The sequence below is a fragment of the Pseudomonas sp. SA233 genome (assembly GCF_054792385.1).
On record NZ_CP096449.1, the window covers coordinates 2,531,275 to 2,548,844 of the forward strand.

Annotated in this window: 16 protein-coding genes and 1 pseudogene; 10 read left to right on the forward strand and 7 right to left on the reverse strand. The window is 61.0% G+C overall.

Annotated elements, in window-relative coordinates; translation table 11 throughout:
* From M1D87_RS11795 to M1D87_RS11805, 3 genes and pseudogenes are all read right to left on the reverse strand, one after another.
* Positions 1 to 1,005, reverse strand: a complete 1,005-nt coding sequence (locus tag M1D87_RS11795) for an ArsJ-associated glyceraldehyde-3-phosphate dehydrogenase (protein WP_123084363.1) — start codon at positions 1,003 to 1,005, stop codon at positions 1 to 3.
* 23 nt (positions 1,006 to 1,028) lie between these two features.
* Positions 1,029 to 1,124, reverse strand: a pseudogene (locus tag M1D87_RS11800) (arsenical resistance protein ArsH); the annotation flags it as partial.
* A gap of 11 nt (positions 1,125 to 1,135) precedes the next feature.
* Entirely contained in the window at positions 1,136 to 1,492 is a 357-nt protein-coding gene (locus M1D87_RS11805; RefSeq protein ID WP_085706107.1) for a metalloregulator ArsR/SmtB family transcription factor, read from the reverse strand.
* Positions 1,493 to 1,876: 384 nt separating this feature from the next.
* Between M1D87_RS11805 and M1D87_RS11810 the strand changes: the two genes are divergently transcribed.
* The 3 genes from M1D87_RS11810 (at position 1,877) to tcuB (ending at position 5,562) form a co-directional block, all read left to right on the forward strand.
* Entirely contained in the window at positions 1,877 to 2,797 is a 921-nt protein-coding gene (locus M1D87_RS11810) for a LysR family transcriptional regulator (protein ID WP_054573823.1), read from the forward strand.
* 148 nt (positions 2,798 to 2,945) lie between these two features.
* Positions 2,946 to 4,400: an FAD-dependent tricarballylate dehydrogenase TcuA gene (gene tcuA, locus M1D87_RS11815; protein WP_015270080.1), complete on the forward strand. Its 1,455-nt coding sequence runs from the start codon at positions 2,946 to 2,948 to the stop codon at positions 4,398 to 4,400.
* Complete coding sequence (gene tcuB / locus M1D87_RS11820; RefSeq protein ID WP_123084362.1) at positions 4,381 to 5,562, forward strand: tricarballylate utilization 4Fe-4S protein TcuB; 1,182 nt, start codon at positions 4,381 to 4,383, stop codon at positions 5,560 to 5,562. Before tcuA ends, tcuB begins: the two co-directional genes overlap by 20 nt.
* Before the next feature lie 60 nt (positions 5,563 to 5,622).
* Here the strand turns inward: tcuB and M1D87_RS11825 are convergent, their stop codons facing one another.
* Positions 5,623 to 6,516 (reverse strand): LysR family transcriptional regulator, encoded by an 894-nt coding sequence (locus M1D87_RS11825; protein WP_013972231.1) that lies wholly within the window; start codon positions 6,514 to 6,516, stop codon positions 5,623 to 5,625.
* A 147-nt stretch (positions 6,517 to 6,663) separates the two neighbouring features.
* On the opposite strand from M1D87_RS11825, the gene M1D87_RS11830 reads away from it, so the two are divergent.
* The 4 genes from M1D87_RS11830 to M1D87_RS11845 all read left to right on the forward strand — a co-directional run bounded on the left by M1D87_RS11830 (position 6,664) and on the right by M1D87_RS11845 (position 11,870).
* The gene (locus M1D87_RS11830; RefSeq protein WP_015270082.1) at positions 6,664 to 7,743 is read left to right on the forward strand and encodes a 4-oxalomesaconate tautomerase; all 1,080 of its coding nucleotides are present in this window, start codon (positions 6,664 to 6,666) and stop codon (positions 7,741 to 7,743) included.
* A gap of 73 nt (positions 7,744 to 7,816) precedes the next feature.
* Positions 7,817 to 9,130, forward strand: coding sequence for a C4-dicarboxylate transporter DctA (gene dctA, locus M1D87_RS11835; protein WP_003256769.1), 1,314 nt, complete (start codon positions 7,817 to 7,819; stop codon positions 9,128 to 9,130).
* 123 nt (positions 9,131 to 9,253) lie between these two features.
* A complete protein-coding gene (locus M1D87_RS11840) occupies positions 9,254 to 10,558 on the forward strand; it encodes a CitMHS family transporter (protein ID WP_013972233.1) in 1,305 nt (434 codons plus the stop codon).
* Between the two features lie 58 nt (positions 10,559 to 10,616).
* Positions 10,617 to 11,870, forward strand: coding sequence for an OprD family porin (locus M1D87_RS11845; RefSeq protein WP_123084360.1), 1,254 nt, complete (start codon positions 10,617 to 10,619; stop codon positions 11,868 to 11,870).
* A gap of 48 nt (positions 11,871 to 11,918) precedes the next feature.
* Here the strand turns inward: M1D87_RS11845 and M1D87_RS11850 are convergent, their stop codons facing one another.
* From M1D87_RS11850 to M1D87_RS11860, 3 genes are all read right to left on the reverse strand, one after another.
* Entirely contained in the window at positions 11,919 to 12,818 is a 900-nt protein-coding gene (locus M1D87_RS11850; RefSeq protein ID WP_013972235.1) for a DMT family transporter, read from the reverse strand.
* A 24-nt stretch (positions 12,819 to 12,842) separates the two neighbouring features.
* Entirely contained in the window at positions 12,843 to 14,354 is a 1,512-nt protein-coding gene (locus M1D87_RS11855; protein ID WP_080604863.1) for a sensor domain-containing diguanylate cyclase, read from the reverse strand.
* A gap of 160 nt (positions 14,355 to 14,514) precedes the next feature.
* The gene (locus M1D87_RS11860) at positions 14,515 to 15,615 is read right to left on the reverse strand and encodes an SDR family oxidoreductase (RefSeq protein ID WP_123084358.1); all 1,101 of its coding nucleotides are present in this window, start codon (positions 15,613 to 15,615) and stop codon (positions 14,515 to 14,517) included.
* Between the two features lie 73 nt (positions 15,616 to 15,688).
* Between M1D87_RS11860 and M1D87_RS11865 the strand changes: the two genes are divergently transcribed.
* The 3 genes from M1D87_RS11865 (at position 15,689) to M1D87_RS11875 (ending at position 17,523) form a co-directional block, all read left to right on the forward strand.
* Entirely contained in the window at positions 15,689 to 16,075 is a 387-nt protein-coding gene (locus tag M1D87_RS11865) for a MerR family transcriptional regulator (protein WP_023660557.1), read from the forward strand.
* Between the two features lie 90 nt (positions 16,076 to 16,165).
* Positions 16,166 to 16,690 carry an RNA polymerase sigma factor gene (locus M1D87_RS11870; RefSeq protein ID WP_054573815.1) on the forward strand — a complete coding sequence of 175 codons (525 nt, stop codon included), beginning with the start codon at positions 16,166 to 16,168 and terminating at the stop codon, positions 16,688 to 16,690.
* A complete protein-coding gene (locus M1D87_RS11875) occupies positions 16,687 to 17,523 on the forward strand; it encodes a FecR family protein (protein ID WP_123084357.1) in 837 nt (278 codons plus the stop codon). The genes M1D87_RS11870 and M1D87_RS11875 overlap by 4 nt, the downstream gene beginning before the upstream one ends.
* Positions 17,524 to 17,570: the final 47 nt, after the last annotated feature.

Genomic DNA, 17,570 nt, shown 5'->3' on the forward strand with positions numbered 1-17,570 from the left:
TTACTCCGCCGTGCCGACCATTCGGGCCAGTTCCGCTGCGCGGTTGGCGTAGCCCCACTCGTTGTCATACCAGGCGTAGATCTTCACCTGGGTACCATTGACCACCAGGGTCGATAGCGCATCGATGATGGAGGACCGTGGGTCGGTGCGGTAGTCGATGGACACCAGCGGTCGCTGTTCGTAGCCCAGGATACCCTTCAACGGGCCTTCGGCAGCCGCCTTCAACAACGCATTTACCTCTTCGGCCGTGGTCTCGCGTGCCACTTCGAACACGCAGTCGGTCAGCGAGGCGTTGGCCAGCGGTACACGTACGGCGTGCCCATTCAGTTTGCCGCGCAGTTCAGGAAAGATCTCGGCGATTGCGGTAGCCGAGCCCGTGGTGGTCGGGATCAGGCTCATGCCCGAGGCGCGGGCGCGACGCAGGTCCTTGTGCGGTGTATCGAGGATGCTCTGGGTATTGGTCAGGTCGTGGATGGTGGTGATCGAGCCGTGGCGGATGCCCAGGTTCTCGTGAACCACCTTGACCACCGGGGCCAGGCAGTTGGTGGTGCAGGAAGCGGCGGTGACGATACGGTGCTGCGCCGGGTCGAACAGGTGCTGGTTGACGCCCATCACCACGTTCAGCGCGCCTTTCTCCTTCACTGGCGCGCAGACCACCACGCGTTTGACGCCCTGGTCCAGGTAGGCCTGGAGCACGGCTACCGACTTCATCTTGCCGCTGGCTTCGATGACCAGGTCGCAGCCCGACCAGTCGGTGTCCGCAATGTTCTTGTTCGCGGTGACCTTGATGCGCTTGCCCTCGATCACCACCGAGTCGCCATCTGCCCCGGCTTCACGATCCCAGCGCCCGTGGACCGAATCGAAATTGATCAGGTGGGCGTGGGTCTCGGCGTCGCCGGCCGGGTCATTGATCTGGACGAATTCGAATTCCGGCCAGCCCCAGGACGCGCGCAGCGCCAGGCGACCGATACGGCCAAACCCATTGATGCCTACTTTGATTGCCATGGTCTTGTTCTCGAGTTGTGTCTTCAGATGGATCGTTGATCGACGCGCCTGGACAATTCCTCGGCCGACTCCTTGCGCTCGGAGTAGCGGTCGACGAGGTAGTCGGCGCGGTCGCGTAACTTGGCAATGATCAGCAGCAGGTCGCGACGCGCTGTGGGCGGTCACCCATGGTGTCCAGTCGTTTGGCGCTGGTGCTCAACCATTCGCGATTGGCTTCCAGTGTGGTTACCAGAACATCGCGTACCCAGGCGGGAAGCTCTGGATGCAGGCGGTAGTAAACCCATTGGCCCTGCCTGCGGTCTTCAAGCAGGCCGCAGGTGCGCAGTTGTGCGAGGTGGCGGGAAACCTTGGGTTGGCTTTCTTCCAGGGCACAGATCAGTTCACAGACGCACAGCTCTTCCTCGCGAGCGATCAGCAGCATCATCCGAATGCGGTTCTCGTCGGCGAGGCATTTGAAGACCTGGGTCGGGGTCAGCGAGTCAGTCATGGGCGTTCTCGGGGCGGGCAGCTGGTGCCTATGGCGGGGTATTCAATGTATATGTTTTTTCGAATATACGGATTTTCGAATGTATTGCAAGGCCGCCGGATCTGTTCTGCGCACCATGTGAAAGCAACGGCTTTGCTCAATTCCCAAAGCTGGCGCGATCCCTGTGGGAGCGGCCTTGTGTCGCGAAAGGGCCGCAAAGCGGCCCCAGGTTTGATGTGCAACAGTTGAAATTGCTGGGGCTGCTATGCAGCCCTTTCGCGACACAAGGCCGCTCCTACAAGGTCCCTGTCAACTTGATGAGGCACAGTGGCGTTCTGTCGATCCAGGCTGTGCAAATACGTTTAACATGCTCCAGGCCCGCCCTCATCGTTGAAAGAGAGTTGTATGGAGTTACGTCAGCTTCGCTATTTCCTGAGTGTCCTGGAGTACGGCAGCCTTGGCAGGGCTGCGCTCGAGCTAGGGGTTGGCGCCTCGGCTTTGAGCCAGCAGTTGTCGAAGCTGGAGAGCGAGGTGAGTACCCGGCTTTTGACGCGTTCGAGCACCGGCGTAGCACCGACCGCGGCCGGGCTGGCCTTCGAATACCATGCGCGTCTTGCGCTTCGTCAGGCGGAACATGCTGTGCTGGCAGCTCAAAGTGGCCGCATGAGCGGCTATGCCAGCGTGGGGCTGGCTCCGACCACGGCTTCGATTCTTGGCCTTGCCTTGATCGACAGGATGCGAGAGCGCTATCCCGATATCCGTCTGCACCTGGTGGAGATGCTGTCTGGTTATCTGATGAACCAGCTCAATGCCAGGCACCTTGACCTGGCGGTGCTGTTCCAGGCAGAGACGGGGCCGCGCCTGGAGGTGCGGGGGCTGCTGACGGAGCGGCTGTTCGTGCTGGTTCCCGCACCGCTGGTCAAGGACGGCTGGGGCGAGTCGCTCACGTTGCAACAGATCGCGACGTTGCCGTTGGTGATGCCCAGCAACCAGCATGGATTGCGCACGACGTTGCGCTCGATTTTCGAGCGGGCAGGGCTGGAGGCCAGCATCGTCATGGAAGTCGATGGCCTGTCGCTGTTGATGGATTGCGTGTGTGCGGGCCATGCCGCCACCATCCAACCTGGCGCGACAGTGGCCCGGGCGCATCAGGCGGGCCTGCGCGTGTTTGCTGTCGACGAAGCCCTGGCGCAGCGTCGCAATGTGATTGTCAGCCTGACTGATGACGAGCTCTCACCGGCGGCGCTGGCTACGCGGATCGTACTGCAGGACGTTGCCCGGGAGCTGGTGGAGCAGGGCCGATGGCCAGGCGCACGGCTGCTTTGACCCAGGCGCCGGGGGCGCTTGTTCCGACCCTTTAGAAAAACTGAATGCCTCCCCCCGACCATCGCGTTTCGCGGTCTGCGGGCGCTCATTAAAGTCCCCGGTCACGAGGAGCAGCCGAACATTCGGCTCTTCGTGATCTGGAGGCGAAATGATCGATGTGCTAGTCATCGGAGGGGGCAATGCCGCCCTCTGTGCCGCGCTGATGGCGCGAGAGGCCGGAGCCAGCGTGCTGCTGCTCGAGGCCGCACCCCGCGCCTGGCGTGGTGGGAACTCACAACACACGCGCAACTTGAGGTGCATGCATGATGGCCCGCAGGATGTGCTGGTCGAGGCGTACCCGGAAGAAGAATTCTGGCAGGACCTGCTGAAGGTCACCGGTGGCCAGACCGACGAAAAGCTTGCGCGGCTGGTGATTCGCGCGTCCTCCAGTTGTCGCGGGTGGATGCGCCGCCATGGCGTGCATTTTCAGCCCTCGTTGTCGGGTGCGCTGCACACAGCAAGGACCAACGCCTTCTTCATGGGCGGCGGCAAGGCACTGGTCAACGCCTACTTTCGCAGCGCCGAAAACCTTGGCGTACAGATACGCTACGACACGCCAGTAGCCGACATCGAATTGCAGGGCGGACGCTTCGTCGCGGCCCATGTGCCGGCGCGTGAGGTTCAGGGGCGACACCTGCCTGCCGAGCGCATCGAGGCGCGTACCTGTGTGCTTGCCGCCGGCGGCTTCGAGTCCAACCGTGAGTGGTTGCGCGAGGCGTGGGGGCAGAACGAGCGAGGGGAGTGGCCTTCGGACAATTTCCTGATCCGTGGCACGCGCTTCAATGACGGGGTGCTGTTGCGCCGCATGATCGAACAGGGCGCCGACACGATTGGCGACCCGACCCAGGCGCACATGGTGGCGATCGATGCTCGTGCGCCGTTGTACGACGGCGGCATCTGCACGCGCATCGATTGTGTGTCGCTGGGCGTGGTGGTCAACCGCGATGGCCAGCGCTTCTACGATGAAGGCGAGGATTTCTGGCCCAAGCGCTATGCCATCTGGGGGCGCCTGGTGGCGCATCAGCCTGGGCAGGTGGGGTTCTCTATCATCGACCAGAAAGCCCTCGGGCGCTTCATGCCACCGGTTTTTCCAGGCGCCACTGCCGATAGCCTGGAGGCGTTGGCCGGCCTGCTCGGTTTGCCTGTGCAGGCCTTCCTCGAAACCGTGCATGCCTACAACCGAGCCTGCCAGGTGGGTACTTTCGACCACACCCGGCTGGACGACTGCCACACCGCAGGCCTGGAACCGGCGAAGAGCCACTGGGCGCGCCCGATCGATACGCCGCCTTACTACGGCTACCCGCTGCGCCCTGGCGTGACTTTCACCTACCTGGGGCTGCGCACCGATGAAACCGCCGCCGTCCATTTCGACGGGCGTCCCAGCCCGAACCTGTTCGTTGCCGGCGAAATGATGGCGGGCAATGTACTGGGCAAGGGCTACACCGCAGGCGTCGGCATGTCCATTGGCACCGCCTTCGGCCGTATCGCCGGGACCAGCGCTGCTGCGGCGGCGGGTTACGAACATCCAGAAAAAGAGAAGAGCCATGACTGCGCAACTGCCTGAGCCACGCCAGCCTGACACCGCCGGGCCGGCCCTCGAACTGATCCCGGTGTTGAACGTCGAGGAGCAGGAAGTGGACCGGCAAATGCGGATCTGCAATGCCTGCCGTTACTGCGAGGGCTTTTGCGCCGTTTTCCCGGCGATGACCCGCAGGCTGGAGTTCGGCAAGGCCGATATCCATTACCTGGCCAACCTGTGCCACAACTGCGGCGCCTGCCTGCATGCCTGCCAGTACGCGCAGCCCCACGACTTCGCGGTGAACGTGCCCCAGGCGATGGCCAAGGTGCGCGGGCAGACATACGCCGAGTACGCCTGGCCGGCCCTCTTCGGGCGGCTGTACAGGCACAACGGCACCTATGTCGCCAGTGCATTGGCCGTAGCCTTGTCGCTGTTCCTGCTGCTGACCTTGTTCGTCAACGGCACGCTGCTGCCCGGGCGGTTGGCTGGGAATTTCTATGCGGTCTTCCCGCACAACACCCTGGCACTGATGTTCGGTAGCGTCTTTGCCGCTGCAGCGCTGGCCCTGGCGGTGGCGGTACGTCGCTTCTGGCGCTCGGTCTCGCCTGCCGAGGCGCTGGCGCAACCGGCCAAAGGGGCGGTGTTCGAGGCATCAAGCGCGGTGTTGACCCTGAAATACCTCGACGGTGGGCACGGCCAAGGTTGCAACAATGCCGATGATCGCTACACGCTCTGGCGCCGTCGCTTCCATCACTTCACCTTCTACGGCTTCATGCTGTGCTTTGCCGCCACGGTGGTCGCCACCGGTTATCACTACCTGCTGGGCCAGCAGGCGCCGTACCCGCTGCTGAGTGCACCGGTGTTGCTCGGAACCCTGGGCGGAATTGGCTTGATTGTCGGGCCGGCCGGGTTGCTGGCGCTGAACCTGCGCAGGGCGCCGGAGCAGGGCGATGTGGCCCAGCGCCCCATGGACCGGGCCTTCATTCTGCTTCTGCTGTTGGTCAGCGCCACAGGCCTTGCCTTGCTGGGCCTGCGTGATACCGCCGCGATGGCGATCGTGCTGGCGCTTCACCTGGGGACGGTGATGGCGCTGTTCATCACGCTGCCCTATGGCAAGTTTGCCCATGGCCTGTTCCGCAGCGCGGCACTGCTCAAGTTTGCAATCGAGAAGCGCCGGCCCAACAAGCTGGGCCTGGGCGGGGAGTGAACCATGAACTCAGCCCGTATTTCCCCTGCGCCGTGCCGAGCCGGAAGCAAGGCATTTCGTTCAACGGTTGGGCCACTTGTCCAGCAGGATCGACACGAACTTCTCCGCTGCCGGCGACAGCGACGCCCCTCTGCGGTAGACCAACCCCAGGGTGCGGGTTACCTGGGGCTCGATCAGCGGCACGCTGACCAGCGTCGGGTGGTCGGCGCTGGGCATGGCCAGGCTGGGCATGGCCGACACGCCCAGCCCGGCCTCGACCATGCCCAGCGAAGTGGACAGGTGCTGAACCTCGTAGAACCACTTGGGCCGCAGGTTGAGCCCGGACAGGGCATGGTCCAGCAGCATCCGGTTACCGCTAAGCCGGCCTACGCCGATCAGGCGGTAGTCGGCCAGTTCTGTCCAGGTGACGGCCTCACGGTTCGCCAGCTTGTGGTCCCTGCGGCAGGCCAGCACGAAGTGCTCCTGGACCAGGGAGACGAACTCGATGTCCGGGTGCTGGCCACTCATCATGTTGATGCCGAAATCGGCTTCACCCCGCAGCACGGCTTCGAGCCCGTCGTTGGCACTGAGGTCCAGCAGACGAATGCGAATCTTGGGGTATTGCTCGTTGTAGTCGCGGATCACCGATGGCAGGAAATAGAACGCTGCGGTCGGAATACAGGCGAGGGTTACCTGGCCGGTCTGTCGTTCTGCGAGTTCGCGAATGCTCAGGATCGAGTCTTCGAAGTCATCCAGCAGGCGCCTGGCCTTGGGCAGGAAGTCACGCCCGACGCTGGTCAGGCTGACCCGACGAGTAGTGCGTTCCAGCAACGAAGTGCCCAAGCCTTCCTCGAGCTTCTTGATCCGTCGGCTCAAGGCGGGCTGGGACAGGTGCAGCGCTTCTGCGGCTTCGTGGAAGCTGCCGAGTTCGGCGATTTTCACGAAAGATCGTATGTCTTGCAGCTCATATTCCATCTCGGATCGCTCTTGGCATTGGGTTCGGTATTGATGCTCAAATCGGAACAATAACTACGATATTTGCATTGGATTGATTTATCCATCCCTGTCAATCTTTTGTCCACAGCATCAATGATGTCCATTGATCAACAAGAGTGCGAAATCATGCAACGAATTCCTTGCGTACTCATGCGCGGTGGCACCTCCAAGGGCCCCTTTTTCCATGCATGGGACCTTCCTGCCAATGTGGTCGAACGCGACGAATTGCTGATCAACCTGATGGGTTCCGGGCATGAACTGGAAATCGACGGCATCGGTGGCGGTAGCCCGCAGACCAGCAAGGTAGCGATTGTCAGCCCCTCGCTGCATGCCGACGCCGACGTCGACTACCTGTTCGTGCAGGTCATGGTCGCCCAGCGCCGGGTCGATACCGCGCCCAACTGCGGCAACATGCTGTGCGCCGTTGGCCCGTTCGCCATCGAGCAAGGTCTTGTCAAAGGCCAGGACGGCAAGACGCTGGTGCGTATTCGCAACCTGAACACCGGCACTTTCGTCAATTCGCTGGTGGAAACCCCCGGCGGCATCGTGCGCTATGAAGGCCGCACGGCGATCGATGGCGTACCGGGCACTGCCGCCCCGGTACACCTGACCTTCCTCGATGCGGTCGGCAGCAAGACCGGCAAACTGTTCCCGACTGGCAAGGCCAAGGATGTGATCGACGGCGTTGCGGTCACCTGCATCGACATGGCCATGCCGATGATGGTGGTGGAGGCCAGCCAGCTGGGCGTCACCGGCTCGGAATCCCCGGCCGAACTCGACGCCAACGGCGAACTGCTCGAGCGCCTCGAGGCGTTGCGCCTGAAGGCCGGCAAGGCCATGGGCCTGGGTGATGTCAGCGGCATGGTCATCCCCAAGCCTGTGCTGGTGTCCAAGCCCCGTTATGACGGCACGTTGCAGGTTCGCTACTTCATGCCGCACAACTGCCACCGCGCCTTGGCCATCACCGGAGCGATAGGGCTGGCGACTGCCTGCGTCAGCCCAGGTACGGTGATCGGCGATCTGCTGGGCGAGGGCGCCGTGCAGTTGACCGAAGTGCGTCTGGAACATCCAAGCGGCGGTATCGATGTCGCGCTGTCGCGCAGTGGCGCAGATGGCAAGACGATTCAGGCCTCTGTGGTGCGAACTGCCCGGCGGTTGTTCTCAGGCTTCGTTTACGCGCCTACATTCCGCAGGTTGGCGGGGTAGGCCCAGGCGGTAGTCCAGACCTGTACATTCGCAACAAGCGCATCCGCACAATTTCAACAATGGGTGATGCCTCATGAGACTCGCCAAATCGCTGTACTTCCAGATCCTCTGCGCCGTCCTGCTGGGCGTGGTGGTCGGTCACTTCTGGGCGCAACAGGCCGTTGCGCTCAAGCCCCTGGGTGATGCGTTCATCAAGCTGATCAAGATGATGATCGCGCCGGTGGTCTTCTGCACCATCGTCACCGGTATCGCCGGGATGACCGACAAGCGCTCCCTCGGGCGTTTGATGAGCAAGACCTTGCTGCTGTTCCTGGTATTGACTGTCATCAGCCTGATGATCGGCCTGGCAGCGGTATACCTGTTCCGCCCTGGTGTCGGCATGAACATCGACCCTGCCACGCTAAGCACTGCGGGACTCGGCCAGTACGCCGCATCTGCGGCGAAGCTCAGCGTGGTCGACTTCTTCATGCATATCATTCCCGATACGTTCATCGGGGCGTTCAACAAGGGTGAAGTGTTGCCGGTGCTGTTCATCGCGGTGCTCAGCGGCTTCGCCTTGTCTTCGATGGGCGAAAAGGGCAAGCCGGTACTCGATGTGCTGGAGTCTGCCTCGACCATGGTGTTTCGCATCTTTGGCTACCTGATGCGTTTCGCACCGGTCGGCGCCTTCGGTGCCCTGGCCTTTACCGTCGGGCAGTATGGCGTGACGTCCCTGGGTGCACTGGCCAAGCTGGTAGGTACGCTGTACATCGCCTGTGCGTTTTTCGTGCTGGTGGTGCTTGGCGGCATCTGCCGTGCCCATGGCTTCAGCTTGTGGAAGCTGCTGCGCTATTTCCGCGAGGAGTTTCTGGTGGTGCTCGGCACCTCGTCCACCGAGCCCGTGCTGCCGCGCATGCTGGAGAAACTGGAGAAGCTGGGCTGCAAGAAAGGTGTGGTCGGGCTGGTGCTGCCAACCGGCTATTCCTTCAACCTCGACGGCACTGCCATCTACCTGTCGTTGGCGGCGGTCTTCATCGCTCAAGCCTGCAACATCGACCTGAGCCTCGGCCAGACGGTAACGATGCTGGCGATCATGCTGTTGTCGTCAAAAGGCGCAGCGGGTGTGACCGGCAGTGGCTTCGTTGCGCTGGCTTCGACCTTGACCGTCATTCACGACATCCCGTTGGCAGGGCTTGCCTTGCTGATCGGCATCGATCGCTTCATGTCCGAGGCGCGTGCCCTGACCAGCCTGGCCAGCAACGCCGTGGCCACGGTGGTCATCTCGCTGTCGGAGAATGCCTGTGAGCGGGAAACCTTGCTGCGCCGCCTGAACGGCATTCCGGCTGCACCGGACGAGGCGGATATTGCGCAGGCCGACTGGTCTGCCGAGCCTCGGCATCACGGCTGAAAAGCCTCTTCACCTTCCATAGTTGACTTAGAATCCCACTCAGCATCCCTGCGATGCCGAGTGGGGTAGGGGGCCGTCTGCCTTGCCGATGGCCGCAATAGAATAAAAACAAGAGAAAAGACCATGCTCGCACTCCTGGGCCTGATCATGGTGGTGACCTTCACCTACCTGATCATGAGCAAACGCCTGTCGCCAATCGTTGCGCTCACCGTGGTACCCATTGTCTTTGCAGTGATCGGCGGCTTCGCCCCCGAGCTGGGCAAGATGATGCTCGATGGCTTGAAAATGGTGGCGCCCTCGGCGGCCCTGTTGTTGTTCGCCATCCTGTTCTTCGGCCTGATGATCGATGCCGGCCTGTTCGACCCGCTGATCCGCAAGATCCTCAAGCGCGTCAATGGCGACCCGGTCAAGATCGCCATCGGTACCGCGCTGCTCTCGCTGCTGGTGGCGCTCGACGGTGATGGCACCACCACCTACATGATTACCTGTGCGGCCATGCTGCCGCTGTACAAGCGCATCGGCATGAACCCGATGATCCTGGCCACGGTATCCATGCTGTCGCTGAGCATCATGAGTGGCATGAGCCCTTGGGGTGGGCCGGCCACCCGGGCCATTGCCGCGCTCGGGCTGGATGCGACCGAGTATTTCATCCCGATGCTGCCCACCGTGATCGGCGGTGCGGCCTGGGTGGTGTTCACCGCGTTCCTGCTGGGCCGCGCCGAGCGCCGACGCATCGGCAACATCGCCCTGGAGTCGGGTGGCGGCAACTGCTACATCAAGGAAATCCTCGGCGAGAGCCCACATAAGCGCCCACGCCTGGCGTATGTGAACCTGGTGCTGGTGATTGCCGTCATGGCAGCGCTGGTGATGGGCGTAATGCATTCCGCACTGTTGTTCATGATCGGTTTCGTCGCGGCGCTGATGATCAACTACCCGCAGCTGGATCTGCAGAAAGAGCGCATCCTCGCCCATTCTGGCAATGCCATGACAGTGGTACTGCTGGTATTCGCCGCAGGCATCTTCGCGGGGATCTTCTCGGGTACCAAGATGGTCGATGCGCTGGCTCAGACCCTGGTCGACTGGATTCCCGAGGCGTGGAGCCACTGGTTCCCGCTGGTGGTGGCGCTGACCAGCATGCCGCTGACCTTCGTACTGTCCAACGACGCTTACTACTTTGGCGTGGTGCCGATCCTTGCCAACGCTGCGGCCGCCTACGGCATCGACCCGGTTGAAATCGCCCGCGCCTCGGTGCTGGGGCAGCCAGTGCACCTGATGAGCCCGCTGGTGGCCTCGACCTTGCTGCTGGTGGGCATGGTCGATCGCGACATCGGCGACTTCCAGAAGGCCACCGTGAAATGGGCGGTGCTGACATCACTGGTCATCACCGCACTGGCTTTGGTCACGGGTGCCTTGTCCTTCTTCGTCTGATCTGCCTCGGGCGCTGCTGGCGCCCACCTCATCCAAGAACAACAACAGAGTATCGAAAATGTCCCGAACTGTTTTCCGTGGGGCCACCTGTGGCCTGCTCTGCGGCTGGCTGCCTGTGGCCGGCGCTGCCGGATTCATCGACGACGGCAAGCTCAAGCTGCAGCTGCGCAACGTTTACTTCAACGAAAACTTCCGCGACGAACAAGGCATGAGCGCCCGCGCTGCTGCAACTGCAAAGAGCGAGCGGGTGGAATGGGCGCAGGGTTTTCTGCTCGACTACCAATCAGGGTTCACCCAAGGCCCGCTGGGCCTGGGGCTCGATGCCTTGGGGCTTGTAGGCGTACGGCTCGATTCGGGCCGCGGCCGCAGCGGTACGGGCTTGCTGCCGGTGCATGACGATGGCCGTGCCGCGGACGAGTTCGCCAGTGCCGGGGTAACCGCCAAGGCGCGACTGGGGCAGACCATCGTCAAGCATGGCACCTTGCTGCCCAAGACTCCGGTGCTGGTGTACAACGATGCACGATTGTTGCCTCAGACTTACCAAGGTACGCAGCTGACCAGTACCGATGTCGATGGCCTGACCCTGACCGCCGGCCACCTGAACCGCTTCAAGCAGCGGGACTCCTCGGACAGCACCGGTCTGTTCCTGGATGGTTATGGTGGCGGAGAGTCTGGCGATTTCAACTTTGCCGGTGCCGACTATGCCGTCAGCAAGCAGCTGCGCTTGAGCTATTTCCACGGCCAGCTCGAACACTTCTATCGCCAGGACTATGCCGGCCTGGTACACGATCTGCCGTTGGGTGGAGGGGTGTTCACCACCGACTTGCGCTATTTCAAGAGCCGCGACAGCGGGGCCGCTCATGGTGGTCAGATAGACAATGACATGTTCAGTGGGCAGTTGTCCTATACCCACTCCGGGCACACTGTCGGTGCCGGTTACCAGGTGCTCGACGGCGAGGCAGGGCTGCCGTACATCAGCGGCGCGACGGTTTACTCGTTCAGTAACGTTGGCATAGGCAAGTTCATCGAGGAGGAAGAGAAAACCTGGATGGCGAGCTACGCCTACAACTTTGCAGCGGCCGGTGTGCCCGGGCTGACCTTCATGGCGCGTTACCTGAGCGGGGACAACGGTCGTTCCGGTGATGCCGGGCTCAGCGAGTGGGAGCGTGATGTGGAGCTTGCCTACGTGGTGCAGTCCGGGCCAGTCAAAGGGCTGGGCGTGAAACTTCGCAACTATGTCTACCGCTCTGACTTTGCCCGAGGTCGTGACAGCAACCGGATTTATCTCACCTACGATATTGCGATCTGGTAATGCGGCCGTGCGAGCATGCATGCCTCGAGGTGCTTGCTCGCACGCGTTTCATGCTTTGGACGGCTGTGGCGCTTTCTTGCCCAGTCGGATCAGCTCATTGGAGAAGCACAGGCCGAAGAGAATCAGCCCGGCCCCCAGGTACAACGTGTCCCGCGGTACTTCATTGAGCACCACGAACGCCAGCAGTGCGGCAAACAGCGGCTCGGTCAGCTCCAGCGCCTGGACTTGCGAGGGTTTCAGGTACTCGATGGCCTTGGTGGTACAGAAGAAGCCGAGGATAGTCGGCAACGCAGCCAGCGCCAGCAATGCCAGGACCGCTCCCGGCGACAGTTCACCAATGATGAACCCATCGGTTGCAGCTGGCATCAGCAGGTAGAGACTGCCGAAAAACAAGAGTTGCCGAGTGAAATGCAGCCCCCCGGAAACGCCCATGCGCTTCATGGCAACTGAAAATGCACCGTAGCCGCAGCCCCCAGTCGCAGCGAGCATTGCGCCTTGCAGCGTGAAGCCTTGTTCCAGGTCGGCTCCAAAAATCACGGCAATACCAGCTATGGTCAAACCGGCGCCTACTGTCGCATTGGCGGTGATTGGATCCTTGAGGACTATCCGTCCCAGTAATATCGAAGAAATGGAGGCGCTTGCCATCAGGATCACCACGACGCCTGCCGCGGCGTAATGGCTATAGGCCGAAGTCTCAAAGTGGAACAGCACAAAAATGCCGAGAAAGGCGCAAACGGCGGCATGGAACCATTTGGCTGTATGCAGTGGCCGCTTGAGGAACAGTAGCAGTGCTGACAGCAACAGGCAGCCGAGGACTGTTTTTATCAGGGCGATGCTGCTGGAGCTGAATCCACTGTTCATCAATACCTTGCTGAGTACACCGATCGTTGCATTCAGTGCAGCGGCGCAGAGTGCAAAGAGCAAGCCTTTGCTGAAATGAGATTGCATTTATACATTCCTTGTTATTTGGCTTTATGTCTTCGCCCGGTCGACATGCAGGCGATTGCGGCCGGCCTGCTTGGCGATATAGAGCGCCCGGTCGGCGCGCTCAATCAGTGATGGCGCGCTGTCCAGGGCCGTACCATCGGAGCAGGCGATACCGATACTGGCGGTTATGTGTCCGAATGGGCTGCCTTTGTGAGGGATGGCTTGCAAGGCCAGGCGCTCGAGCATCAGCCTGGCGACGACGGCCGCTCCATCGTTGTCGGTATCGGGCAGGATTACCGCCATTTCCTCACCCCCGTAGCGTGCCAGCAGGTCGCGAGGGCGGCGAATGCAGGAGGAGAGCAGGGAGGCTATCTGCTGCAGGCAGGCATCGCCCGCCGGATGCCCGTAGGTGTCGTTGTAGGGTTTGAAATGATCGATGTCGATCATCAGCAAAGCCAGCGTGGTGCCATTGCGATGGGCCGTGCGGATTTCCTGAGTCAGCGCTTCGTCAAAGCAGCGCCGGTTGGCAAGCCCCGTGAGCGCATCGTGCATCGCCAGGCTCTCGAGCTGCTGGTTGCTGTCGAGTAGCCGTTGCTGGGTCAGTCGAAGCTCGCTTTCGATCGCATTTCGCCGGCTCATGGCGCGAATCAACAGCCAGCCAATGGCCCCGGTCAGTGCCAGCAGCACAGCGACCACCAGCGTTGACAGCAGCGCCTCGAGCCGCCAGGCCGAGAGTGCCTCCTGCTTGCCCAGCGCGACCGTTGTCACCAAAGGTAGCTTGTCGCTCTTGCGAAACGCATAGAGGCGCTCCACGCCGTCCAGGCTGGAGGTGAACGATGCAGTGCCTGCTGACTGGTCGACGAGATACTTGGTAAAGATGGGCGACTTCGAAAAGTTGCGACCCATGTCCTGTTCCCGAAACGGGTAGCGCACCAGCATGGAACCGTCGGTATAGGCCAGCCCGATGGCACCCTCATGGCCGACATCGAGTTTGCCGAATAGCTGCAGGAAGTTCTCCACGCCAAGCGTCATGGCGACAACGCCGGCGAATTCGCCATGGTCATCGTTGAACCGTCGGCTGATGGTGATCACCCATTCCTGGTTGACGCGGCTACGGATTGGCAGGCCGATGAAAGGGTCGCGGGACGGGTCGTCACGATGGTGTATGAAAAAGGCGCGGTCGCTGCTGTTGGCACCGACGGGGGTCGGCTGGTTGGACGACATCAGCCAGCGTCCGTCCCTGGCGTAGATCATGATGCCGCTCATTGGCGGCATCAATGGTTGCTGGCGCTTGACCAGTTGATCCAGCCGCTCGATTTGCGCAGGTCCGGAGCCCTCGGTTTCCAGGCGCTCGACCAGCCCGAGCAGTAGCATTGAGCTCTGACGGACAATACCTTCCGAATAGGTGGACAATGCCTGGGTCAGGTTAAGGCCATGGACATTGACGTCTTCCAGGGCACGCTCGCGAGAAGCCATGACCTTCCACAGCGTTAGCGAGGCGAGAGAGCAACCGATGACCGATAGCAGTAGCACAACGAGGTGGATGTCACGCTTCACGTCAATTCACACGCCTTTTTCCCTAAAGACCAAGTTGAGCGTCGACACGCTTTAACTAACCAGACGGTCAGGAAGTAACCAATCGGTTCATGTGCAACAATATAACACCGAAGTTGCTGGAATGTTCGACAGAATCACGCGTTCTATCAGAACCCGTTTGTTATCTTCCGGCAGGGTATGCAGAAGTATGAACATGACGATTGGGCAAGTAACCCTCAACGTAGCGCACCGTCTTTTCCAAAGTTCGCGTCATGTCGGGATGGGCCAACTGATACTTTCGTTCCAGTTGCTGGCTGTCACTCATGTCGAACCGCTGCGTCTGGATGAAGTTCAGTGACTCCGCGCTGATCGATAATCGGGTGGCCAGTCCTGGAATCGCCAACAGCCACTTCAGCAACCCTATGGGTACATGGCGGCGGGGGGGCTCTATATCCAGCGTTTGTGCCATTTGCTCAAGCATACCCTGCAGGTTCGGCGTGTGCTCATACAGCGCCAGGACCTGCCGGTTGACCATTGATGGGTCGAACGCCACGCAGGTCATCATCTTTACCAGGTAATCCACGCTGACCAGCGGCAACCAGTGCCTGGCGGAACCGGGGACAGCCTTGAACCGGCCCAGTGCCAGGTTTCTGATGAGGTCCACCAGAGGTTGACCTTCAGGGATATGCCCACTCTCGCTGTGACCACATACCGTAGCAGGATGAACGATCGAGTAATCTGCGCCTACCTCCTGCATGTAACGGATGACTGCGAAATGGGACTCCAGCTTGCTGCCTTCGTAGCCCCCGACACGGCCGTATACTGCAGGCCAATTGGTGTTTTCAGGGTGCGCGTTATCAACCCCGATACTTGCAAGATGGGTAAGGTTCTGCAGCATATAACCGCCAGCCATCAGAAAGCGGATACGCTGGCTCGCCGCAAGCCTGGCGACCCTCAGCGCCCCTTGTACGTTGACTGCGCGGGCCTGTTCCATTGTAAGGCCCCAGGTAAACTGCGCCGCGAGGTGAAAGACCACGGCGGCCGAAGTTACGCATTGCCTGTCTGCTTCGCTGAGTCCAAGCCCATCCCTGCTGATGTCTCCTTCAACTGCGCTTAAATACGCGGGATTACCTCCCAGTTGGCCTACCTGCTTTTTGAGGCGTTCGATGTTTGCAGGGTTGCGCATGAGCACCCAGGTCTTGTGCCCTGTCGCGGTAAGATGGGCCAGCAGATGTTGACCCACAAACCCACTGCCGCCAGTGACGAAGCATTCCACGCTCATATCTGAATCCTTGTCTGGATGATCGGCGCAGGCTAAGGTGTAGAGCCTACTCTACAGTCAAGGAATTTTTATCGTGAATGTCGGAGAGTTGGAGCGCCGGAGTGGGGTGGGCCGCCATACATTGCGTTATTACGAGCAACTCGGGCTTATCGTGGCCCATCGCCAAGCCAACAATTACCGCAGCTACAGCGACCAGACCGTTGTTGACCTGGCCTTTATTCAAAGTGCCCAGAGCGGCGGTTTTTCGCTCGCCGAGATTGGCGACATCCTTGCGGCCAAGCGCGGTAACACGATCGATTGCGCCCAAGGCGCGATGTTGGTAGCCGGCAAGATGGCCGAAATTCAAGCGAAGATCAACACGCTGCAAGCCGCCTATGTCTTTCTGGATGCGGAGCGTGCAAAGCTGGAAGCCAGTGCCATTGCCAACGGTCTGACCATTCCTCGCCCTCTCTCGGTTTAGCATGGCTCGATGCTGTAGCTTGTTTATTCGCAATTATTTCTCATTTATTGTGTCTTGTTTTCGAGGCCTACCTCTTATCCAGGATGCATCGTGTCGTTCGATCCCGCCAAACCGTCGCTGCTGTCTACATTGGTCCGTCACTATGACGAGCTGGTAGACCACATTCGCCGGCGCTTCGGCGACAGAAGCGTGGCGCGCGATGTAGTGCATGACGTGTGTGTGCAGTTGCTTGAGCGCGGTGAGAAAGAAGACGTCAGAACCCCACTGGCCCTGCTACGAAAAATTTCCCACGACACCGCCGTGAGCCGCTATCGTAGCGATCGCCGCCGAGGCGCCTGGGTAGAGGCAATTTCCGAGCTGCCAGAGGTGGCCTGCCCGGCAGCCACCCCGGTGACCAGGTATGACAGCGCGCGCGAGTTTCAACTGCTCGTCGACGCTATCGCAGACCTCCCACCACGCTGCCAGGCTGTTTTCGTCATGCACAAGATTCACGAAATCCCCCAGGCAGAAGTCGCTGCGCGCCTCGGTATTTCCCTCAAGACTGTGGAAAAGCATCTGCGCCTGGGGTTGGCGGCGTGCAGGCAACGGCTTGGGCGCGATGAGGTGCATCCATGACCAAGCAGCCCGAACAGGCGCCATTGGACGAGGCACTGGGGCGACATCGTGAAGAGCTCAAGCAGCTGTTCCCCATGCCGCCGTCCAGGCCAGCGCCCTCCAAAGCGGTGAAGTCGGCCGGTATCACACTAGCGGTTGCGATCGCCTTTGCGGCCCTGGCGTGGCTGAACCCAGCCTACAAGAGCGAGCGTTTCGCTACCGCCATTGGTGAGCGGCGCGCTGTGCTGCTGAGCGATGGAAGCAAGCTGCTGCTCGACAGTGGCACGCATGTCGATATCAGTTGGCGTCTGCTCAGCCGCGAAGTCGACCTGCGCGCAGGGCAGGCGCTTTTCGATGTGTCCTCGGCCGTGTACCGCCCCTTCGTAGTGTCCGCTGGCATGGCGAAAGTCGAGGTGCTCGGTACGCTGTTCAATGTCCGCCGGCTGGATAACGACGCGGTGCGTGTGACCCTGGCCCGTGGGCGCGTGGACGTCACCGCTGCTGCTCCAGCACAGGCGCCTGTCACCCTGAGGCCAGGGCAACAGGTCGACTCGATTGGCGGGCAACTGATGCCGGTTGCAAAGGCTGACGCCTCCAAGGCGATGGCATGGAAAGATGATCGCATCGTGTTCGAGCAGACGCCGCTGGATGAAGCGGTGTCGTTGTTGCGCCACTATCGCAAGGCCCCCATCGAGCTGAGCGACCCAAGCCTGGCCGCACTCAAGGTGACGGGGGTGTTCGAAGCGCGCAATGTCGACCTGCTACTGGATCTGCTGCCCAGCATCCTGCCTGTCGCCGTGCTGCAGGTAGGGGACGGAAGCGTCCGGATTCAACGCACACCGACAAGAAAATAATTCTCAGGCGCAGGTAGGGTTTCTCGATCCCCATGGCGGCTACTGAA

What these genes read in the sequence shown, in the direction of transcription:
- M1D87_RS11875 (WP_123084357.1), top strand. Translation starts at nt 16,687, where the DNA reads ATGACCAAGCAGCCCGAACAGGCGCCATTGGACGAGGCACTGGGGCGA.
- M1D87_RS11810 (WP_054573823.1), top strand. Translation starts at nt 1,877, where the DNA reads ATGGAGTTACGTCAGCTTCGCTATTTCCTGAGTGTCCTGGAGTACGGC.
- M1D87_RS11860 (WP_123084358.1), bottom strand. Translation starts at nt 15,615, where the DNA reads ATGAGCGTGGAATGCTTCGTCACTGGCGGCAGTGGGTTTGTGGGTCAA.
- M1D87_RS11850 (WP_013972235.1), bottom strand. Translation starts at nt 12,818, where the DNA reads ATGCAATCTCATTTCAGCAAAGGCTTGCTCTTTGCACTCTGCGCCGCT.
- M1D87_RS11795 (WP_123084363.1), bottom strand. Translation starts at nt 1,005, where the DNA reads ATGGCAATCAAAGTAGGCATCAATGGGTTTGGCCGTATCGGTCGCCTG.
- M1D87_RS11805 (WP_085706107.1), bottom strand. Translation starts at nt 1,492, where the DNA reads ATGACTGACTCGCTGACCCCGACCCAGGTCTTCAAATGCCTCGCCGAC.
- tcuA (WP_015270080.1), top strand. Translation starts at nt 2,946, where the DNA reads ATGATCGATGTGCTAGTCATCGGAGGGGGCAATGCCGCCCTCTGTGCC.
- M1D87_RS11845 (WP_123084360.1), top strand. Translation starts at nt 10,617, where the DNA reads ATGTCCCGAACTGTTTTCCGTGGGGCCACCTGTGGCCTGCTCTGCGGC.
- M1D87_RS11825 (WP_013972231.1), bottom strand. Translation starts at nt 6,516, where the DNA reads ATGGAATATGAGCTGCAAGACATACGATCTTTCGTGAAAATCGCCGAA.
- M1D87_RS11840 (WP_013972233.1), top strand. Translation starts at nt 9,254, where the DNA reads ATGCTCGCACTCCTGGGCCTGATCATGGTGGTGACCTTCACCTACCTG.
- tcuB (WP_123084362.1), top strand. Translation starts at nt 4,381, where the DNA reads ATGACTGCGCAACTGCCTGAGCCACGCCAGCCTGACACCGCCGGGCCG.
- M1D87_RS11830 (WP_015270082.1), top strand. Translation starts at nt 6,664, where the DNA reads ATGCAACGAATTCCTTGCGTACTCATGCGCGGTGGCACCTCCAAGGGC.
- dctA (WP_003256769.1), top strand. Translation starts at nt 7,817, where the DNA reads ATGAGACTCGCCAAATCGCTGTACTTCCAGATCCTCTGCGCCGTCCTG.